Origin of the sequence: Proteus sp. G2300, assembly GCF_009915965.1 — a bacterium.
Lineage (GTDB): Bacteria > Pseudomonadota > Gammaproteobacteria > Enterobacterales > Enterobacteriaceae > Proteus > Proteus vulgaris.
Genome location: NZ_JAABNK010000003.1, coordinates 158,698 through 176,074 on the forward strand (window position 1 = coordinate 158,698; position 17,377 = coordinate 176,074).

General features: G+C 37.8%; 16 protein-coding genes. 12 read left to right on the forward strand and 4 right to left on the reverse strand.

Annotation, left to right across the window (positions count from 1 at the left end; genetic code table 11):
- The first annotated feature begins 9 nt into the window (after positions 1-9).
- The gene (locus GWI97_RS01035; protein ID WP_036934221.1) at positions 10-1,509 is read left to right on the forward strand and encodes a helix-hairpin-helix domain-containing protein; all 1,500 of its coding nucleotides are present in this window, start codon (positions 10-12) and stop codon (positions 1,507-1,509) included.
- A 74-nt stretch (positions 1,510-1,583) separates the two neighbouring features.
- Here GWI97_RS01035 and GWI97_RS01040 read toward each other — a convergent pair whose 3' ends face one another.
- Positions 1,584-2,009 carry a TonB family protein gene (locus tag GWI97_RS01040; RefSeq protein WP_052038427.1) on the reverse strand — a complete coding sequence of 142 codons (426 nt, stop codon included), beginning with the start codon at positions 2,007-2,009 and terminating at the stop codon, positions 1,584-1,586.
- Between the two features lie 258 nt (positions 2,010-2,267).
- Here GWI97_RS01040 and aes point away from each other — a divergent pair, with 258 nt between their 5' ends.
- Complete coding sequence (gene aes / locus GWI97_RS01045) at positions 2,268-3,236, forward strand: acetyl esterase (RefSeq protein WP_036934223.1); 969 nt, start codon at positions 2,268-2,270, stop codon at positions 3,234-3,236.
- A gap of 14 nt (positions 3,237-3,250) precedes the next feature.
- Here the strand turns inward: aes and GWI97_RS01050 are convergent, their stop codons facing one another.
- Positions 3,251-3,964 carry an NUDIX hydrolase gene (locus tag GWI97_RS01050; RefSeq protein ID WP_036934225.1) on the reverse strand — a complete coding sequence of 238 codons (714 nt, stop codon included), beginning with the start codon at positions 3,962-3,964 and terminating at the stop codon, positions 3,251-3,253.
- 154 nt (positions 3,965-4,118) lie between these two features.
- On the opposite strand from GWI97_RS01050, the gene GWI97_RS01055 reads away from it, so the two are divergent.
- Positions 4,119-5,138 carry an SPFH domain-containing protein gene (locus tag GWI97_RS01055; protein WP_036934226.1) on the forward strand — a complete coding sequence of 340 codons (1,020 nt, stop codon included), beginning with the start codon at positions 4,119-4,121 and terminating at the stop codon, positions 5,136-5,138.
- Complete coding sequence (locus GWI97_RS01060; protein WP_036934228.1) at positions 5,138-6,082, forward strand: sugar kinase; 945 nt, start codon at positions 5,138-5,140, stop codon at positions 6,080-6,082. Before GWI97_RS01055 ends, GWI97_RS01060 begins: the two co-directional genes overlap by 1 nt.
- A 2-nt stretch (positions 6,083-6,084) precedes the next feature.
- On the opposite strand, the gene tetR(H) is transcribed toward GWI97_RS01060, so the two are convergent.
- Positions 6,085-6,708, reverse strand: coding sequence for a tetracycline resistance transcriptional repressor TetR(H) (tetR(H), locus tag GWI97_RS01065; protein ID WP_087803393.1), 624 nt, complete (start codon positions 6,706-6,708; stop codon positions 6,085-6,087).
- Positions 6,709-6,799: 91 nt separating this feature from the next.
- On the opposite strand from tetR(H), the gene tet(H-J) reads away from it, so the two are divergent.
- The 5 genes from tet(H-J) (at position 6,800) to GWI97_RS01090 (ending at position 14,393) form a co-directional block, all read left to right on the forward strand.
- Positions 6,800-7,990, forward strand: coding sequence for a Tet(H)/Tet(J) family tetracycline efflux MFS transporter (gene tet(H-J) / locus GWI97_RS01070; RefSeq protein ID WP_087803391.1), 1,191 nt, complete (start codon positions 6,800-6,802; stop codon positions 7,988-7,990).
- Between the two features lie 924 nt (positions 7,991-8,914).
- Positions 8,915-9,514 (forward strand): common pilus major fimbrillin subunit EcpA, encoded by a 600-nt coding sequence (ecpA, locus tag GWI97_RS01075; protein WP_161751805.1) that lies wholly within the window; start codon positions 8,915-8,917, stop codon positions 9,512-9,514.
- A gap of 72 nt (positions 9,515-9,586) precedes the next feature.
- Complete coding sequence (locus GWI97_RS01080; RefSeq protein WP_036934238.1) at positions 9,587-10,273, forward strand: hypothetical protein; 687 nt, start codon at positions 9,587-9,589, stop codon at positions 10,271-10,273.
- A 24-nt stretch (positions 10,274-10,297) separates the two neighbouring features.
- Positions 10,298-12,808: a CS1-pili formation C-terminal domain-containing protein gene (locus tag GWI97_RS01085; protein ID WP_036934241.1), complete on the forward strand. Its 2,511-nt coding sequence runs from the start codon at positions 10,298-10,300 to the stop codon at positions 12,806-12,808.
- A gap of 13 nt (positions 12,809-12,821) precedes the next feature.
- Positions 12,822-14,393 carry a hypothetical protein gene (locus GWI97_RS01090; protein WP_036934243.1) on the forward strand — a complete coding sequence of 524 codons (1,572 nt, stop codon included), beginning with the start codon at positions 12,822-12,824 and terminating at the stop codon, positions 14,391-14,393.
- A gap of 26 nt (positions 14,394-14,419) precedes the next feature.
- On the opposite strand, the gene GWI97_RS01095 is transcribed toward GWI97_RS01090, so the two are convergent.
- Positions 14,420-14,617, reverse strand: a complete 198-nt coding sequence (locus GWI97_RS01095; RefSeq protein ID WP_036934244.1) for a hypothetical protein — start codon at positions 14,615-14,617, stop codon at positions 14,420-14,422.
- Positions 14,618-15,092: 475 nt separating this feature from the next.
- Between GWI97_RS01095 and GWI97_RS01100 the strand changes: the two genes are divergently transcribed.
- The 3 genes from GWI97_RS01100 (at position 15,093) to dhaL (ending at position 17,353) form a co-directional block, all read left to right on the forward strand.
- Entirely contained in the window at positions 15,093-15,353 is a 261-nt protein-coding gene (locus tag GWI97_RS01100) for an ogr/Delta-like zinc finger family protein (protein ID WP_036934245.1), read from the forward strand.
- Between the two features lie 272 nt (positions 15,354-15,625).
- Positions 15,626-16,690: a dihydroxyacetone kinase subunit DhaK gene (dhaK, locus tag GWI97_RS01105; protein ID WP_036934246.1), complete on the forward strand. Its 1,065-nt coding sequence runs from the start codon at positions 15,626-15,628 to the stop codon at positions 16,688-16,690.
- 30 nt (positions 16,691-16,720) lie between these two features.
- Entirely contained in the window at positions 16,721-17,353 is a 633-nt protein-coding gene (dhaL, locus tag GWI97_RS01110; RefSeq protein WP_161751806.1) for a dihydroxyacetone kinase subunit DhaL, read from the forward strand.
- The last annotated feature ends 24 nt before the right edge of the window (positions 17,354-17,377 follow it).

The window sequence follows — 17,377 nt, forward strand, 5'->3', positions numbered from 1 at the left end:
GTGAGTTTCATGGCAGATATCATTACCTGTACAACACAAAGTGGGAAAACCGTCCAGTACGTCAATGAAATTATTGGCTCTGGCTCAATGAAAGATGTCTATTTTTCCCCTGACAGAACCTATGTTGTTGCCTTTTATAAGACAAAACAAAACGCACAAGCCAAAGATAGAATCGATATGATAACAGGCTCTTATCGTCATAATATCTTTGAGCAAAGTGGCGGTGAATACTGGAAAAACCTTTTTTGCTGGCCAACTGATGTTGTTGAACATCAAGGCAAAATTGGTATTGTAGTGCCGACATATCAACCCCACTTTTTCTTTAAATATGGCTCTAAAAACAATGACTTTCTTGCCATAAAAGGTCGTGAAAAAGAAGGTAAATGGTTTGCAAGCGCCAACAACCAAAATAAATTTCTCGATCCTAGAGAAAGAGGTAATTTATTAAATTACTTGAAAGTTTGTTTATTGCTTTCTCGTGCAGTCCGCCGAATGCATGCCGCGGGCTTATGCCATAGCGATTTAAGCTATAAAAACGTCCTTATCGATCCTGAGCAAGGTCATGCTTGTGTGATTGATATTGACGGTTTAGTGGTTCCTGGAAAATACCCACCTGATGTTGTTGGAACACCTGATTTTATTGCACCTGAAGTGGTAAAAACCAGCCATTTACCGAAAGAAGATCCTAACCGAATTTTGCCAAGTATCACCACTGATAGACATGCCCTTGCAGTATTGATCTATATGTATCTGTTTTATCGCCACCCTTTACGGGGCGGTAAAATTCATGATCTTGACGATGAAATGCGTGATGAAACACTCTCTATGGGTGAAAAAGCGCTGTTTATTGAACACCCAACAGATCGTAGCAATGCGGTAAAATTGAATCAGGTAAAACCGTCATCTCTACCTTGGGCTGATCCTGAAAAAATCCCATACACTATTATGGGGCCTTACCTAACACCTCTTTTTGAAAGAGCTTTTATTACAGGGTTACACGATCCTTCGCAACGCCCTACCGCAGATGAATGGGAAACCGCTTTAGTCAAAACGGTAGATTTAGTTCAGCCTTGTCAAAATAAAGACTGTGAACAGCAATGGTATGTTTTTTCAGGAAAAACACAGCCAGTTTGTCCTTATTGTCATACCCCATATAAAGGGCAATTGCCGATTTTAAATCTCTACTCTTCCCGTAAAGCCGGTAGCTTTAGACCCGACGATCACCGCTTAATGGTTTGGAGTAATCAATCACTGTTTCCTTGGCATGTTAATCGCCTTATTGCGCCTAATGAACGCACCACAGATGAACAGAAAAAGCGCGTAGGCTATTTTGTTTATCACAACTCAACATGGTGGCTTGTTAATGAGCGTATTGATGGATTAATGGTATTGCCAGAGAAAAAGCAAATAGCGATTGGCGATAAAATTGCATTAACCGATGGATTGCAATTTGTGTTATCGACAGAAGAAGGTGGGCGACTTGTTGTGGTGCAATTAGTGTCTAATTAATAAAGTAAGAGAATAATCCGTTTAATTTATCGCGGTTATTCTCTTTTTTCATTATGTTAAATTTAATATTGAGATCAAAGCTTAAATTCCATAACCAAATTTAAATCTTTTGCTGGTTTTCCTGTTTCATAGCGCCATTGTTCCATTGCGTGAATAAGTGACAAACCAAAAACATCCACTAAAGGTGAGTCTAAAATCCTAATATTTTGTACATGCCCATTTTCATCAACATCAAATTTCGCCTTTAATTCACCTTCAATGCCTTGAGAACAAGCTTTTACAGGATAACTAGGTAATGGACGTAATAAATTCTTAGGGTAATTTTTAACCGTAAGATTTGACTCTTTTATTTCACTTTGAGTCATTTTCTCTGGTTCATCGGCTAATTTTGGTTTCAATAACAAATTAGATTGAGCATCCGGCTGTATTGATTGAGTCGCACATCCATTTAGTAAAATAGTGCTACAAAGTAAACTTAAAATAGCTAATTTTATTTTCATTTTTCTTTTCTAAAATAAGATTAAATATAAAAATAAAATAACACATCTCATAATTATTTTTATTCTCAATTTAGTTATTTAGTTAAGAAAAACTGTGCAATTAATCCTATTTTAGTCATTTTATTTAAATCCAAGTCAGATCACAGTTTCACATCTCACCCTTTCCATTCAGCGCTAACATTCAATATTGGATATCAAGATCTCAGTTTATTAAGCCTCATTATTTACAATACCCCACAGTGATAATTGGAGGCATGAATGAAAACTAAAAATAAAATCAATGTGCTAGAGCTTATTTCGCCAGAGATGAAACAAGTTATGCAATTTTATGCAGATAATCCGCAACCTGCGCCAGAAAATGATGGCTATCCATCGATGCGTCTTGCTTATAATCAAGATAGGCGTTATTGGAATGCTGATGCACCAGAGATGTTTAACATACAAGATATTTCGGTGAGTACTTCTTATGGGAATGTATTAACACGTCTTTATCAACCCAAAGAAAAAACACCTGCAACACTTTATTATCTTCATGGTGGCGGTTTTATTTTAGGGAATTTAGATACTCACGATCGCATTATGCGACTGCTTGCCAGTTATACTGGTTGTACTGTTATTGGTATTGACTATTCACTGTCACCAGAAGCGCATTATCCTCAAGCCATTGATGAATCTGCACAGGTTTGTCAGTATTATCATCAACATGCAAAACACTACGATATTAATACACAACAGATTGGTTTTGCGGGTGACTCCGCAGGTGCGATGTTATCGCTTGCCACAGTATTATGGTTACGTGACAAACACATTAACTGCGGTAAAGTGAGTGCCACTTTGCTTTGGTATGGATTATATGGCTTACGCGATTCTACCAGCCGTCGACTTTATGGTGGTGAATGGGATGGGTTGCGCCAACAAGATTTAGAAGAGTATGACAATGCGTATTTAACCGCACTTGGCAGTCGTGACGCACCTTATTATTGCTTATTTAATAACGATTTAACGCAAGATATTCCACCTTGCTTTATCGCTAGCGCACAATACGACCCACTTATTGATGATAGTGTGACGCTATTTAAAACCTTAGAAGCGCATCAATTACCTTGTGAATATAAAATGTATTCCGGCACATTACATGCTTTTTTACACTATTCACGTATGATGAAAGTGGCAGATGACGCCATTCGAGATGGCGCTCACTATTTTGTAAAACAACTGGCTTTGTAAAACAATTGGCTTTTCTAGAACTCAAGATTTCGAATAAACCGATAATCCGCGGACGCCTCTTTAAGTCGATACAGACTTGCAGGGCGTCCTCTTTCTGCCCGTTTTTCTCCTGTATCAATCAATAAATCTGCTTGTTCGATGCGTCGTCTAAAGGATTTTTTCTGGATTTCTTTCCCAATCAGAATTTCATGAACATGCTGTAACTCAGGCAAGGTAAACACTTCGGGTAATGCAAATCCGGGAACAATTGAATAGAGTGATTTTTGCTTTAAACGCTCTCTCGCTTGTGTAATTAACTCTCGATGATCAAACGCTAAGCTTTGTTGTGTAACCTCATCAATAGGGCACCACATTACCGAATCCACAGTATCAATATGAGCTTCGCACGCTTGATGTGCCATTAACGCGGTATAACAGACTGTTACCGACCAGCCTCTTGCATCACGCTGATCGTTCCCCACTGAACAGAGTTGCTCAATATAAGGAGGGATGACCCCCGTTTTCTCTTTTAATTTTCTTAGCACCGTATCTTCAAGACATTTATCTTGCACTTCATCGACAAATCCACCGGGTAAACCCCATTTTCCTTTTTCAGGATGCTCCCCTCTTTTCACTAACAACACTTTTAACTGCTCTTCATGATAAGTAAACAGCACGGCATCAACGGTGATGAGTGGGGATAGGAAATCACGACGATTATAACTGGCTAAAAAATCTTGTTCATTCATGGCGGAAGCTTAATTAGAAAACGATAAGGCTATTTTAAGGTTAAACAGCAAAAAATCAAATTTTGTCATAAAGACACTAAATCAGTTGACAAGAATAGTGTCTATAAGACACAATGCACTTATTGTCATAAGGACACTTAAAAAAGGAAATACTATGTTTAACTTAAATTATTTTAAAGCTGACTCATCAACATTCATCATTAAATCCGTTAATGGTAAAATCCGCCAACAAGGTAAAGGCTTAAGTTTTTGGTATAACTCAGCCACAACCTCCATTGCGGCATTACCTTTAAACGCACAAGAAGCGCCATTTATTTTTAACTTCCAAACCGCAGACTTTCAGAGTTTACGCATCCAAGGACAAATTTCATTTCAGGTCAAAACCCCTGAAAAAGCGGCAGAAGTGCTCAACTTTAACTTAAGTAAAAACGGTAAGTCATATGCCTCTGAAGATCCACTCAAACTCAGTGATCGTGTTGTGCGTATTGCACAAACCTTAATTCAAGCAAAGATCCAAAGTACTCCCCTCAGAGAAGCATTATTACTCAGCCAATCATTAGTGACTTTGGTGATGGAACAATTAATTGAACACTCATCATTAGAAGCATTAGGCATTGCAATTTTAGATGTTTCTATTGCAGCAATTACCCCATCACCAGAAACCTTAAAAGCGCTAGAAGCCGAGGCAAGAGAATCCTTACTGAAAGAAGCCGATGATGCAATTTATGCGCGTCGTAAATTCTCAGTTGAACAAGAGCGCACCATTAAAGAAGCAGAATTAGAAACTGACTTATCCGTTCAACGCAAACGACAAGAAATTGAAGAAGCACGTTTAGAAAATGAACGTACATTATTACGAGAACAAGCAGAAATTGAAAAAGAACGCCTTGAAGCCAAAGTGAATGCTGAAGCAAAACGCAAAGAACTTGTCGCATTAAGTGCCGAAAATCAGCGAACACAATCAGAAGCTGATGCCTACGCCATTGAAGCGACCATGCGAGCTTACCGTGAATTGCCCGTTGAAAACTTAAAAGCCATGGCGCTAGCAAAAATGGACTCACAACAATTAATGGCAATGGCATTTGAAACCTTAGCGCTTAATTCAGGGAAAATCGGCGAACTGAATATTACCCCTGATTTATTTAGCCAATTTATGAAAAAAGGCGGTAAATAATGCAACGTAACAACGATTTTCGCTTTGTGTTAGTGATGAGAAAAAGCCGTTTACAAGAATTAATCGAGCGCTTTAATACCTGGTCACAAGCCAAGTTTTATTTAGAACACAACAATGTTGAGGTAAAGGATTACCTCAACGAACACAATCTATATCAAAAACAATTAACAGAAGCCGAGTTGATTTTAAAATCCCTAGGACGCTTTCAGCTATTAGAACGAAATTTATTACCTAGCTATCAATTTTCACCCCACGATATTGTGGTGGTGATTGGTCAAGATGGGCTTGTAGCTAATACACTGAAATATCTCAATGGGCAGCCTATCATTGCAATAAACCCTGATCCATCAAGATGGGATGGTAAATTATTACCCTTTGAAATAGGGCAATTAAAAGAGACGGTGATTAATACCATTAATCAAAAAATGCCATTTAAAACGGTCACTTTCGCGCAAGCGACAACCAATGATGGTCAATCATTATTAGCAGTTAATGACCTATTTATTGGCCCTAAAAGTCACACTTCCGCGCAGTATATTTTACAATGGGATGGTGCTCAAGAAGCACAATCCTCATCAGGCATCATTGTGTCAACGGGATTAGGATCAACTGGGTGGTTTCAATCTATTCTTGCGGGCGCAATGGCAATAACAGGAAAAGCTTCGCACCCTCTGTTACAAGGGTTTAACTGGGGTGATCGAAAGCTACAATTTAGTGTCAGAGAGCCATTTCCTAGCAGAACAACAGGTGTCACACTGACTTTTGGCACTATTGAGCCTGACTCACCGTTACAATTAGAGTCTTTGATGCCAGAAAATGGAGTTATTTTTTCGGATGGCATCGAAGATGACTATTTACCGTTTAATGCAGGCTGTATAGCGCATATTGGTATCGCTGATATACAAGGGCAATTAATTAGCCAAAAAGGACGTCAGCGGATTTAGATTTATTGAGTGTTACGTAACACCGTTTCAAGTCCTGAAATCATTACATCAAGGACAAACAAAAATGCAGCATCACCATTATCACTATCCATAATGGCAACGGCTTGAGTTAATAATGGCGGATAGTGAACAATATTGGGCTCTGTTTTCTCACGCTCTTTTTGGCTTTCTTGATGCTCTTGAGTTTCAAGAACTGATCCTAATGTAAAATGCGCAATAGCACTCAACGCATATACGGCTTGAGACAAACTAAATCCGGCATCACATAAAAATTGTAGTTGCTGTTCTGATGTCTCAAATTGGCTTTCAGACGGGCGAGTTCCTGCATGAATTTTGCCACCATCACGATACATTAATAATGCTTGGCGAAAGCTTTTCGCGTTATTTCTCAAAAAATCCTGCCATGTTTCATTAGGCAATGGCAAAACATGATGATGATGTTTTTGCAAAATCGTTTCTGCTAATGCATCTAACAACGCACGTTTATTCTTCACATGCCAATACAAGGTGGGTTGCTCTACCCCTATTTTTTGCGCTAATTTGCGCGTCGTTAGGCCTTCAATCCCCACTTCATGAAGTAAAACTAACGCATTATCAATCACTTGTTCTTTATCTAACTTTGCCATTATCTACCTCAAAATAAAACATCCTTGACAATCTATCACTGATAGAGATATTTTACGCCCACTCTATCACCGATAGATTTTTAGGATCTAGATGAATAAATCAATTATTATTATACTGCTGATCACCGTATTAGATGCCATTGGCATTGGGCTTATCATGCCAGTACTCCCTACGCTATTAAATGAATTTATCAGTGAGAATTCACTTGCAACTCATTACGGTGTGCTATTAGCGCTCTATGCTACTATGCAGGTTATTTTTGCACCTATTTTAGGCAGACTGTCTGACAAATATGGCAGAAAACCTATTTTGCTGTTTTCTCTTTTAGGTGCAGCCCTCGATTACCTTTTAATGGCATTCTCAACCACTCTTTGGATGCTCTACATTGGGCGTATTATTGCAGGCATCACAGGTGCAACAGGTGCTGTATGTGCATCAGCCATGAGTGATATTACTCCTGCTAAAAATCGAACTCGCTATTTTGGCTTTTTAGGTGGTGCTTTTGGTGTTGGTCTTATTATTGGTCCAATACTCGGAGGGTTATTAGGTGAAATAAGTGCCCACACTCCATTTATATGCGTCGCCATTTTACACTCGGTATTATTGCTCCTCTCATTGCTATTTTTTTATGAAACACAAAAAAGAGAAACACGCGTTACAAATACATGCACTCAAATAGCATCAAATTCAACCGCAGGCTGTATTAAGAAAAGCCTCTATTTTTGGCTGATAGCCTATTTTATCATTCAATTAATCGGTCAAATTCCTGCCACAATTTGGGTGTTATTTACACAATACCGTTTTGATTGGAATACGACATCGGTCGGTATGTCTTTGGCAGCCCTGGGTGTATTACATATTTTCTTTCAAGCGGTTGTTGCTGGAACATTAGCCCAAAAATGGGGCGAAAAAACCACCATTATACTCAGCATATCTATTGATATGATGGGCTGTTTATTATTAGCGTGGGTAAGTCAAGTTTGGGTGATATTACCTGCATTAATCTGCTTGGCAGCTGGCGGTATGGGACAACCTGCTTTACAAGGTTATTTATCAAAATCTATTGATGGCAATGCGCAAGGGAAATTACAAGGTACATTGGTAAGCTTAACCAACATCTCCGGAATTATTGGCCCACTCTGCTTTGCCTTTATTTATCATTACAGCATCGTTTATTGGGATGGCTTGCTATGGATGATAGGCGCAACATTTTATGCCATCCTGCTTATTACTGCTTATTTTCACCAAAAATCAGAAATAACTAAAAAAGTTGTATTCTAAAAATACGCGCTTTTCTTAGTAAGAGCTCTATCTTAATTATAAACACTCTCATGTGTAGAGCGTTTATAATAGGTCACTTTGATTAGATAGTTATTTTATAATCCTTCTTTACACTCATACTCACTTAAATAAAAACACAAATTATTAATCATTATTTAACTTTTATTTTACATTATTTGATTGTGACATTTGATAAAAAATAGTATTTTCATTAAATCTAGTTTTATTAAAATAGGAATTATTCATAGGCGTTATTATATATATTATTCTAGATCAATATTGGCTAGTCTTTTTTAGATACTTAACAGGAATAAATTTAATTTTTCTATTTCCATCATGCAATACCTCATACAAACTACCAAAACAAATCACAAAAAGACCCATTTTATTGAATTATATTTTTAAATTGAAATTTCTCGGAATAAAAAAATAAAAAAAAGATAAAAACATTTTTTCTTATAATGTTAATTAGTTATCAACACATAAAGCTTTTTATTTAATAACTCAATAATAACTCGCATTCAGAGTAAAAATACACAGATTTAGTTAAAAAACTCTTATGAGTTGTTTTTTAAGCATAAAACCCTATGAGATTAATCCTATCCTCATTAATATTTTTATTAGTAAAATTGACCTCAAATCAATTTTGCAAATAAAACAATTAATCAAAAAAGGAATAAATATTCTGATTTTAGATTTATAGTTTTTTTTGCATATTAATTAAAAGACGCAAAGAAAATAGAAATTTAAAAAATTAAATAACACCTCCCATTAGGAAAATATATTTAATTTAAAATGAGTATATTTAAAATTTATTTTAAATAAATATTTTACTAACAAATAAATAACTGAATATAGTTGAAAAACGCACTGTTATTTAAAAACACTATGCTGTGAAAAATAATCAACAAAGGATATTTCAATATGAAAAAACTGACATTGGCAGTTCTTGCTGTAGCTATTATGGGTGCAACTACTCTTGCTCAAGCTGATACTCGTAAAGCACAAGCTGTTGCTTCATGGGATGCTAAAGCATACAAAGACACTAAAAGTATGTTAGTAGTTACACCATTAAAATCATTAACCTTCAACTACGCTGAAGGTGTTAAAGCCTTTAATACTCAAGATGGCGCTTTCGATATCACTATCCAAGGTCAACAAGGGGCAACTGACTTTAAACTGACGTCTAAAATCATCTCTGACAAATTAACTCGTGCAGCTGACGATAGTGAATTGACTGTAGGTGTTAAATGGAATGGTACTGCATTAACTGATACTACTGAAACCCCTATGGTTGACGTTGCTACAGGCACAACAGCAGGTCTTGATTTCTTAGCTCAAGAGGGTGCTTTCAACGGTAAAGATCGTGTCAGCGGTCAAGGTCAATTCGCATTCAATATCGCTTCTGGAAAACTTGCGGGTGCTGATGCTAAATTCTCTGATTTAGCAGATGGTTACTGGGATGGCGACGTTAAAGTCCAGTTCACTGCAACTTGGGAAGGCGACTTCACTGCAACACCATAAGCTGTGATCCATAAAATAGTCTTTTAATAATAAGGGACGAGCGAATTCTCGCTCATCCCTCAAGGATCCATGATGAAAAAAATAATATTAGCCTGTTTGAGTCCTTTGATTTTTTATAGCCAATTCGCAGCAGCCATTCATGTCGGTGCCATTACCGAAACCCTGCTATCCGACCAAACTATTCTTGCCAAAGAAATTGAAAATAATGTCGATCAGGCTCGTTTAGTCGGATTATCTATTGAGCGCATTTCATCCCCATTGGATGATGGAAAAGTGCTCCCTTTAGTCAATAACGAGATTTTGATTTCACCTGCAAACTTAATTTTACCCGGCAAAACCAAAGAAAGTTTCAAAATTTTCTATAAAGGCCCTAGTGATAATCAAGAACGTTACTACCGCTTAGTCTGGCGTGACGATCCTGTGACAGAAACAGGATCAACCCAGAGTGCAAAAGCCGCCACGGCAACCACTTCTGCCATGATAAGCACTATTTTAGTAGTTGCACCTCGTCAAGAAAGATTCGATTACCAATTTGATAAAGAAGCGCGTGTGGTGTTTAACACGGGAAATACATCCTTTCGCACTGTCGCCACTGGCGATTGTATGCCTGATGCCGTCACAAAAAACGAAAATAACCGCTGTAGTGAACGCTACTACGTTATGCCAGGTCTTGGTGTCAAGCTAAAACAAGTCGATGTTCAAAGTAAAAAAGCTACCGTCGGCATTTGGCATAACGATGATTTTATTATTGTAAATTAATTTTTAATTTCATAAGGATCTATTGTGCGTAAATCAGGGGTCGCTCTGGGTATTGCCTTATGCCTTTTATCTGAAAGTGCATTTAGTCAACCCGCCAATTTAAAGATAGGTAACTATATTATTCCTAGTGTCTTCGCTACCGCATTAGAAGAAGGCATGACGATCCCTGTCTATTTACGTTACGATCTATCTGAACAATCGGTTTTAGAAGAGCAAAGTCGTAATAAAATTGCGGATGCGCTGGTGGTGTTAAAAGACAATAAAATTACCATTAACTCCGTTACGCCTACATTGGATGAAAGTGAAACACAAACAGCATCCATCAATGAACAGCTTGTTCAGTCATTAAATGATCTGAAAGATAGACCTTTTGATCAAAATAACACCATCATTCTCTCTCCTGATGCCAAGCTTAATTTTGATTTAAGCACTTTTATTATGTCGTTAGATGTCAATGAAGCGGGTCTGGCCACACAAATCAAAGCACGCTCAGAGATGTTAGGTAAATCAACGGTCAATAATATTTCCTCTGTCACAACCTATAATTTAGGGGTCTATAACAATAAGGTGAAACAGCAGAAAGATAACACTAACAGTTATTTTTCTGTTGATAGCATTTGGAGTTTTGCAGAAAACCACTTAAACCTGAGTGCAACGGCGTATGGATTAGGTACCGCCGAGCAATCGTTTGATTTCTATCGCGCCATGTTTGAACGGGATTTTAATGGGCGCCGGTTTGCTTTTGGTCTATTAAATACCTGGAATTTACAATCTATTGCAACCATGTCGGCACTCAATAGCAGTAAAGTTTACGGTATCACCTATGGCAATAACTCCTCATCCAAAGTCAGTAATACACAGCTTTCATTAACACCAATCACTGTTTTCTTACCCAGTGCAGGGGAAGTCCGTCTGTATCGTGACGGTAAATTATTAAGTATTCAAAATTTCCCAATGGGAAGTTTTGAAGTTGATACGGCACCACTTCCTTTTGGTATTTATGAAGTGGATGTCGAAGTGGTCATTGATGGTAAAGTTCGCTCTAAACAACGTCAAACCGTCAATAAATCTTTCAATATGAAAGGGGCAACCTTAAACCAACTGCGCTGGGAATTGTATTCGGGTTATGTGGATTACAAAAAACGCATTAAAAACAACAACAATGAATACCGCACTACTCGCGGAGATAATACGGTCTTAGTCGGAGGCGCGGGCGCCATTACCTTAGGTGTTTTTTCAGGTCTTAACCTACAAGGCTCTGCGTATATTTTTGATAACGTTGCCGTCTTAGAAACCAACAGCCATTTGCAATTAACCGACACACTCTCCACCAGTTGGCAAGCATTAATTGCTAAAGAGGGTAGCAACCGTAATATTTTCACCGCTAATTACGCGTTGCCTAAAGGCCTTGGATCACTATGGGTCAATCGTGAAAAAGGCAACATCAAAGACGATTTCCCGATGTATGACTCTGATAACTACTCGTTTGGCACCACACTCAATTTTACCCAATTTTGGGAATATGCGGGATCATTTACCTATTCCTACACCAAAGATTTACGCGATAAAAATAACGCCAATAACTTTGAATACGCGACAACTCTCTACACGGGTCGCTATGGCAGTATGAGTTTACGTACGGGTATTCAACGTTATCATTACGACAATCAAGACAGCACAAATGAAAAATACATTACCTTAGACTTCTCATTACCACTGGCAACCTGGCTCAGTGCTGGGATGTCTTCCAGTAACGGGAACTTACGTGGTGAGCTGTCAGCCTCGAAAAACTTTGAAAATGCCCCAATTACCAGTGCTGGGTTATCCGTTTCGACCCTTCTTCATGATAAAGACGGAACTGACAGTGATTTCTCTGTGAGTGGTTACAGTATGTTCGACACGAAATACAGTACGGGGACATTAACCATGAATCGTCCTAACGATGACCGATTAAATACTACGTTAACCGCTCGAGGCTCCTTTGCTTATAGTGATATGAACTTCTCTGCCAGTGGTAAACAAGAAACCTCGGGGGTGATTGTCAAAACTGGAATCGATGGTGAAGGTCAAATAGCGGCTAACGTCAATGGTCAACGTTTTGTCTTATCGGGTAGCAATAACTTTATTCCACTTTCACCTTATGCGGAATATAAAGTCGAATTACTGAACGATAAAAACAGTGAAGATAGCTTTGATATCGCCTCGGGTCGTGTGAAAAATGTGGTGCTTTATCCAGGTAACGTTGCCGTACATCAACCTGAGTTAAAACAGATGGTCACTGTATTTGGTCGAATGAAATCGCCTGATGGCACACTGTTAGCCAGTGCGCAAGTACGTAACCATATCGGTCGCACGCAAACCGATCACCAAGGCCAATTTGCAATGGATGTTGATAAACGCTATCCCGTCATTTCGTTACAACAAGATGATAAACAGATTTGTGAGGCTGAATTAGATCTTTCATCTGCACGAGGTGTGTTATGGGTGGGTGATGTGATTTGTGATCCGCAAACGACGTTGGTAAATCGGAATTAAAGGAAAGCATATAATGTTTAAACATTATCTATTATTAATACTCACCCTTTTTGCTACATTCATTTGTAATGCAGCAACCTATACCAATAATATTGTTTTTATTGAAAATAATATTGATAACGAATATTTTATTACACCACAAAAAACCGATCCTCGCTTTAGTGGTGCTAACGTTTTTACTAAATACAGTAATAATCAACTTAGCTTAGGCTACATGGGGTATACAGGTGCTGTTCCTCTCTACAATTATTTTGATATTTGGCTAGAAAACTCACCTATAAAAATGCCATTTATTGGTAACCGTTGCTGGCGAACATATAGAGATTGCCCATCCGATGGAATACAAAGACCTGAACAAGTCTTAAGCGATGGGATGTATCGTGCATATATGAACACGCATGGTGGTGAAGCAGGTATTCCTAGAGCTATATTTTCTGATTCTTTTTATCAATATATGCAACACTTACCTATTGGCAGTACAGAAAATTTTAGTTATTTTTTCTGCTATACCAAGAATGATTACAACCCTGCATTAGGCCAAACATGTCGCTCTGTAAACGGCAGAGTGACTGAACAAAGTTTTGCGATCACCAAAAATGGACATGTAAAACTGAAATCAACCAATGCGTTACAAGAGATTTTTGTCGATAGTGAAGGTAATGCCGTATTAGGCTTAGGCTCTAAATTTTGTGAAATTGTAGGCAATAATGTTGTCTGTAAGATGGTTGATTATGAGCTAAATGGCGAAAGCTTAAATGTCATGAGACTAGCGATGAAAGTAGATACAGCGACATTATCATTTACACCAACAGCGAGTGATATTCTTCTTTCAGCCACACCGACATCAAGAACCTTTTATTACTCTTCACCAACAATTGCCTCTTATTTAATCACCCCTGGTAATGGGGGCGTTTATGTCCATTTCACAAAAAGTTTTTTCAAAAAATTAATTAAAAACAACGTAGATCTTTCTAAGAGCCAAGATTTATTTACCTTTAGTTTTACCAATACGGCAGTGCCTCAATCGGGGTTTTATGAATTTACCCCTTCTAACACAATAATTATCAAGCCTCGTGATTATGGAATTAGTATTATTTCTAAAGAATTAGTCAATAATCCCCATAGAGAGGGAAAAGTCGGTGATAAAGAGCCACCATTAACTTTTGACTATATCGTTACCACCAGTGCATTTCGCCAAGCTGATAGAATTACCGCAGCGGTTGAAGGACCTAGAACCACAATCCGAGGCCAATCTTATTGTTTATTTAGCTCTAAAGATAAAAAAATGAATGTGCCCTTTTCAGCTTACTTAACTTATACTGATGCCAGTGGCAAAAAGGTCAAAAATCGAGCGGCTTGTGATAATGTGCCTATCTCCATTAAAGAAGCCTTATGGACAGAGACGACATGGCCTTACCCTTATCAGTTAGAAGGTAATTTCTATCGTACTGATTTACAACTTACCTTCCCAATGAATGAAAGTACCTCTCTTTTTTCAATGGAAGGTGAAGACTGGCTTGGAGTAGTAGAAGCCCGTGGTTATGTTAATGTCTTTGCCGAATGGTCAGGAACGGATATTCACTAAATGAAATAAAAATTTCCTCTTTTATATTAGAAAGATGTTTCCTCTAATACATAAGAAAAAAGTTGAAGATCAAGACAAGCATCCATGCTTGCTTGATCTTCGATTTCCGTTATTAACATCCGTTGTTCTAACGTTATATTATCTCGATGCCATCCTTGAGCAATCCAACCCAAACTAAACGCCATTAGTGCAATCCATGCATATACCGCTAGAGTGTTGGACATAACTTAACTCCTTCGTCATTCGAGACAAAATTGAGATAACCTGAATTTCTTTTATTTGGTATATATGCAATACCCATTTGCGATAAACAATAAGCGATTCGGTTATATTACTGCTAACTTCCTTGTTAATTTGTAATAGACATCCTTGTCTATTGTTTTCTACTTACATTAAAATCAACAAACAATAAAAAATAAATTCAATAAGTTGATTATCTCCATATGATTTAATGTGAAGCTATTATCTATAAAGTTTGTATTTTAGGCTAGTAAGTTTGTTCGGTTATCATCGGTTAAACCTTAATAACCGATGATAACCGAACTTTACACACCCAGAAAAACAAGAAAAGTTGTTTAACAGCTCTTTTAATCACGTTTAAACAAAGATTTATATAAAAAACAATAAATAGGCTGGTTATAATACAAATTTCAGCTAATATAGAAGGCATCAGATAGTCTATAGCAAAGAGAAAATGATATGCGTGTCTTAACTATTTTTTGTCCTGAATGTGGTGAAAAAGCGCTTATAAAGAAAAGTAATCGCAAACACAAAGAGTTATCCGATCTCTATTGTGCCTGCCGTGATCCTGAGTGTGGGCATACCTTTGTTTTAAACTTAACCTTTAGTCATACATTGATGCCAAGTGCAAAAAACAAAGATACGTTGTTATTCGATGTTATCAAAAACCTCTCTCCAGAACAGAGAGAGAAAGCACTCACTCTTTTGCAAGGCATGTAGCCATCACGATCAGATACTTTCTTTTTCATCTATTTTTATGATCTTGCTCCCATTCTGACAGGTTATTTGACGCACCTATTTTTATAGAAAGATAAATGATGTAGATTCATTTTTGAGCTAAATAAAAATAATTCTTATGTTTAAATAAAACAAACACCGCCTATTTATACTGTGTTTGCCAATCCTTTAATAAATAATTTGTCAGCCCCAAAAACAGAAACCTCATTTCTGATTTGAAGACTAAACACAAATTTCAAAATGGAGCATTTTAGATGAAAAAGCTGATTAATCGAGTTGATGATGTGTTATCTGAACAATTACAAGGTTTCGCAAAAGCCCATCCTGAAATCAAACTTCATCCCTCTTCTTTTTATGTCACAAGAAAAGATGCTCCAATAAAAGGTAAAGTTGCTCTGTTATCTGGCGGTGGAAGCGGGCATGAACCCATGCATGCAGGTTTTGTAGGTAAAGGGATGCTTGATGGTGCATGCCCCGGTGAAATATTTACATCACCCACACCTGATAAAATGTATGACTGCGCCAAAGCCATTGATAGCGGTGAAGGTGTTTTAATGATCGTAAAAAACTACACGGGTGATGTGCTGAACTTTGAAACAGCAACAGAATTACTTCATGACGATGGTGTAAAAATCGCAACCGTATTAGTGGATGATGATGTAGCAGTTAAAGACAGTTTATATACCGCAGGACGCCGTGGTGTTGCCAATACTGTTTTAATGGAAAAATTGTTGGGTGCAGCTGCTGAAAGAGGTGACTCTCTTGATGAACTGGTTAAATTAGGTCACCACATTAACAACAATGGTTTTTCTATTGGTATTGCCTTAGGCGCCTGTACTGTGCCAGCCGCAGGAAAACCGTCTTTTACTTTGCCTGAAAATGAAATGGAGTTTGGTGTCGGTATTCACGGTGAACCGGGTATTGATCGCCGTAAATTTACTTCCCTCAATGATACCGTTGATGCCATGTTTAACACCTTAATTGAAAATGGTCACTATCAACGCGTGATCCGCAATTGGGATCGTGAAAATGGCACTTGGTTAGATGAAAATCAAGAAAAGCAGCCGTTAAAATCCGGTGATCACGTTATTGCTTTAGTTAATAACCTTGGTGCAACACCACTATCTGAATTGTATGGTGTTTATCACCATTTGACCCAATGCTGTGAAAATTTTGGCTTAACCATCGAGCGTTCTTTAATTGGTTCTTATTGCACTTCACTCGATATGTCAGGCGTCTCAATTACGTTATTAAAAGCCGATAACGAATTACTTACCTTATGGGATGCGCCTGTTAACACACCGGCGATGGTGAAATAAGTTTTTAATTTTAAGAAAAAGGAACTCGAAATGGCTTTAACTCATGCTCAAATTATTCTTTGGCTAGAACAATGTGCATCACTTTTTGAACAAAATAGTGATTATCTGACAGACTTAGATCGCGAAATAGGTGATGCCGACCACGGTTTAAATATGAACCGTGGCTTTAGAAAAGTGCTGGAAAAACTACCTGAATTTGAAAGCCAAGATATTAGCTCTATTCTTAAAACCACAGGCATGATATTGCTTTCTAACATTGGTGGCGCAAGTGGTCCTCTATTTGGCACTTTCTTTATTCGCGCAGCAAAACCGACGGCTTCATTACAAAACTTAGAACTCAATCAACTTGTTGAAATGGTAACTGAAGGTGTAGAAGGTATTGTGAGTCGAGGAAAAGCAGAGCCCAATGACAAAACCATGTGTGATGTTTGGTGGCCTGTGGTTGAGTCATTAAAACAATCTAATACACAAAATCTTTCTATCGAAGAAGCCCTCGCCCAAGCACAAATTGTGGCCGAAAAAGCCGCTGACAATACCATTCCTATGCAAGCCAGAAAAGGACGAGCAAGCTACTTAGGCGAACGTAGCATCGGACATAAAGATCCTGGCAGTGCTTCAGTGGTACTAATGATAAAAGCGCTTGCTAATAGCATTAATGCATAGCTGACAAATAAATAAAAGGTCTAC

Bases quoted from the DNA above. Each gene is read 5' to 3' on its own strand.
- ecpA (WP_161751805.1), top strand. From the start codon at position 8,915: ATGAAAAAACTGACATTGGCAGTTCTTGCTGTAGCTATTATGGGTGCA.
- GWI97_RS01060 (WP_036934228.1), top strand. From the start codon at position 5,138: ATGCAACGTAACAACGATTTTCGCTTTGTGTTAGTGATGAGAAAAAGC.
- GWI97_RS01100 (WP_036934245.1), top strand. From the start codon at position 15,093: ATGCGTGTCTTAACTATTTTTTGTCCTGAATGTGGTGAAAAAGCGCTT.
- aes (WP_036934223.1), top strand. From the start codon at position 2,268: ATGAAAACTAAAAATAAAATCAATGTGCTAGAGCTTATTTCGCCAGAG.
- GWI97_RS01050 (WP_036934225.1), bottom strand. From the start codon at position 3,964: ATGAATGAACAAGATTTTTTAGCCAGTTATAATCGTCGTGATTTCCTA.
- GWI97_RS01090 (WP_036934243.1), top strand. From the start codon at position 12,822: ATGTTTAAACATTATCTATTATTAATACTCACCCTTTTTGCTACATTC.
- GWI97_RS01080 (WP_036934238.1), top strand. From the start codon at position 9,587: ATGAAAAAAATAATATTAGCCTGTTTGAGTCCTTTGATTTTTTATAGC.
- GWI97_RS01035 (WP_036934221.1), top strand. From the start codon at position 10: ATGGCAGATATCATTACCTGTACAACACAAAGTGGGAAAACCGTCCAG.
- dhaK (WP_036934246.1), top strand. From the start codon at position 15,626: ATGAAAAAGCTGATTAATCGAGTTGATGATGTGTTATCTGAACAATTA.
- dhaL (WP_161751806.1), top strand. From the start codon at position 16,721: ATGGCTTTAACTCATGCTCAAATTATTCTTTGGCTAGAACAATGTGCA.
- GWI97_RS01055 (WP_036934226.1), top strand. From the start codon at position 4,119: ATGTTTAACTTAAATTATTTTAAAGCTGACTCATCAACATTCATCATT.
- GWI97_RS01040 (WP_052038427.1), bottom strand. From the start codon at position 2,009: ATGAAAATAAAATTAGCTATTTTAAGTTTACTTTGTAGCACTATTTTA.
- GWI97_RS01095 (WP_036934244.1), bottom strand. From the start codon at position 14,617: ATGTCCAACACTCTAGCGGTATATGCATGGATTGCACTAATGGCGTTT.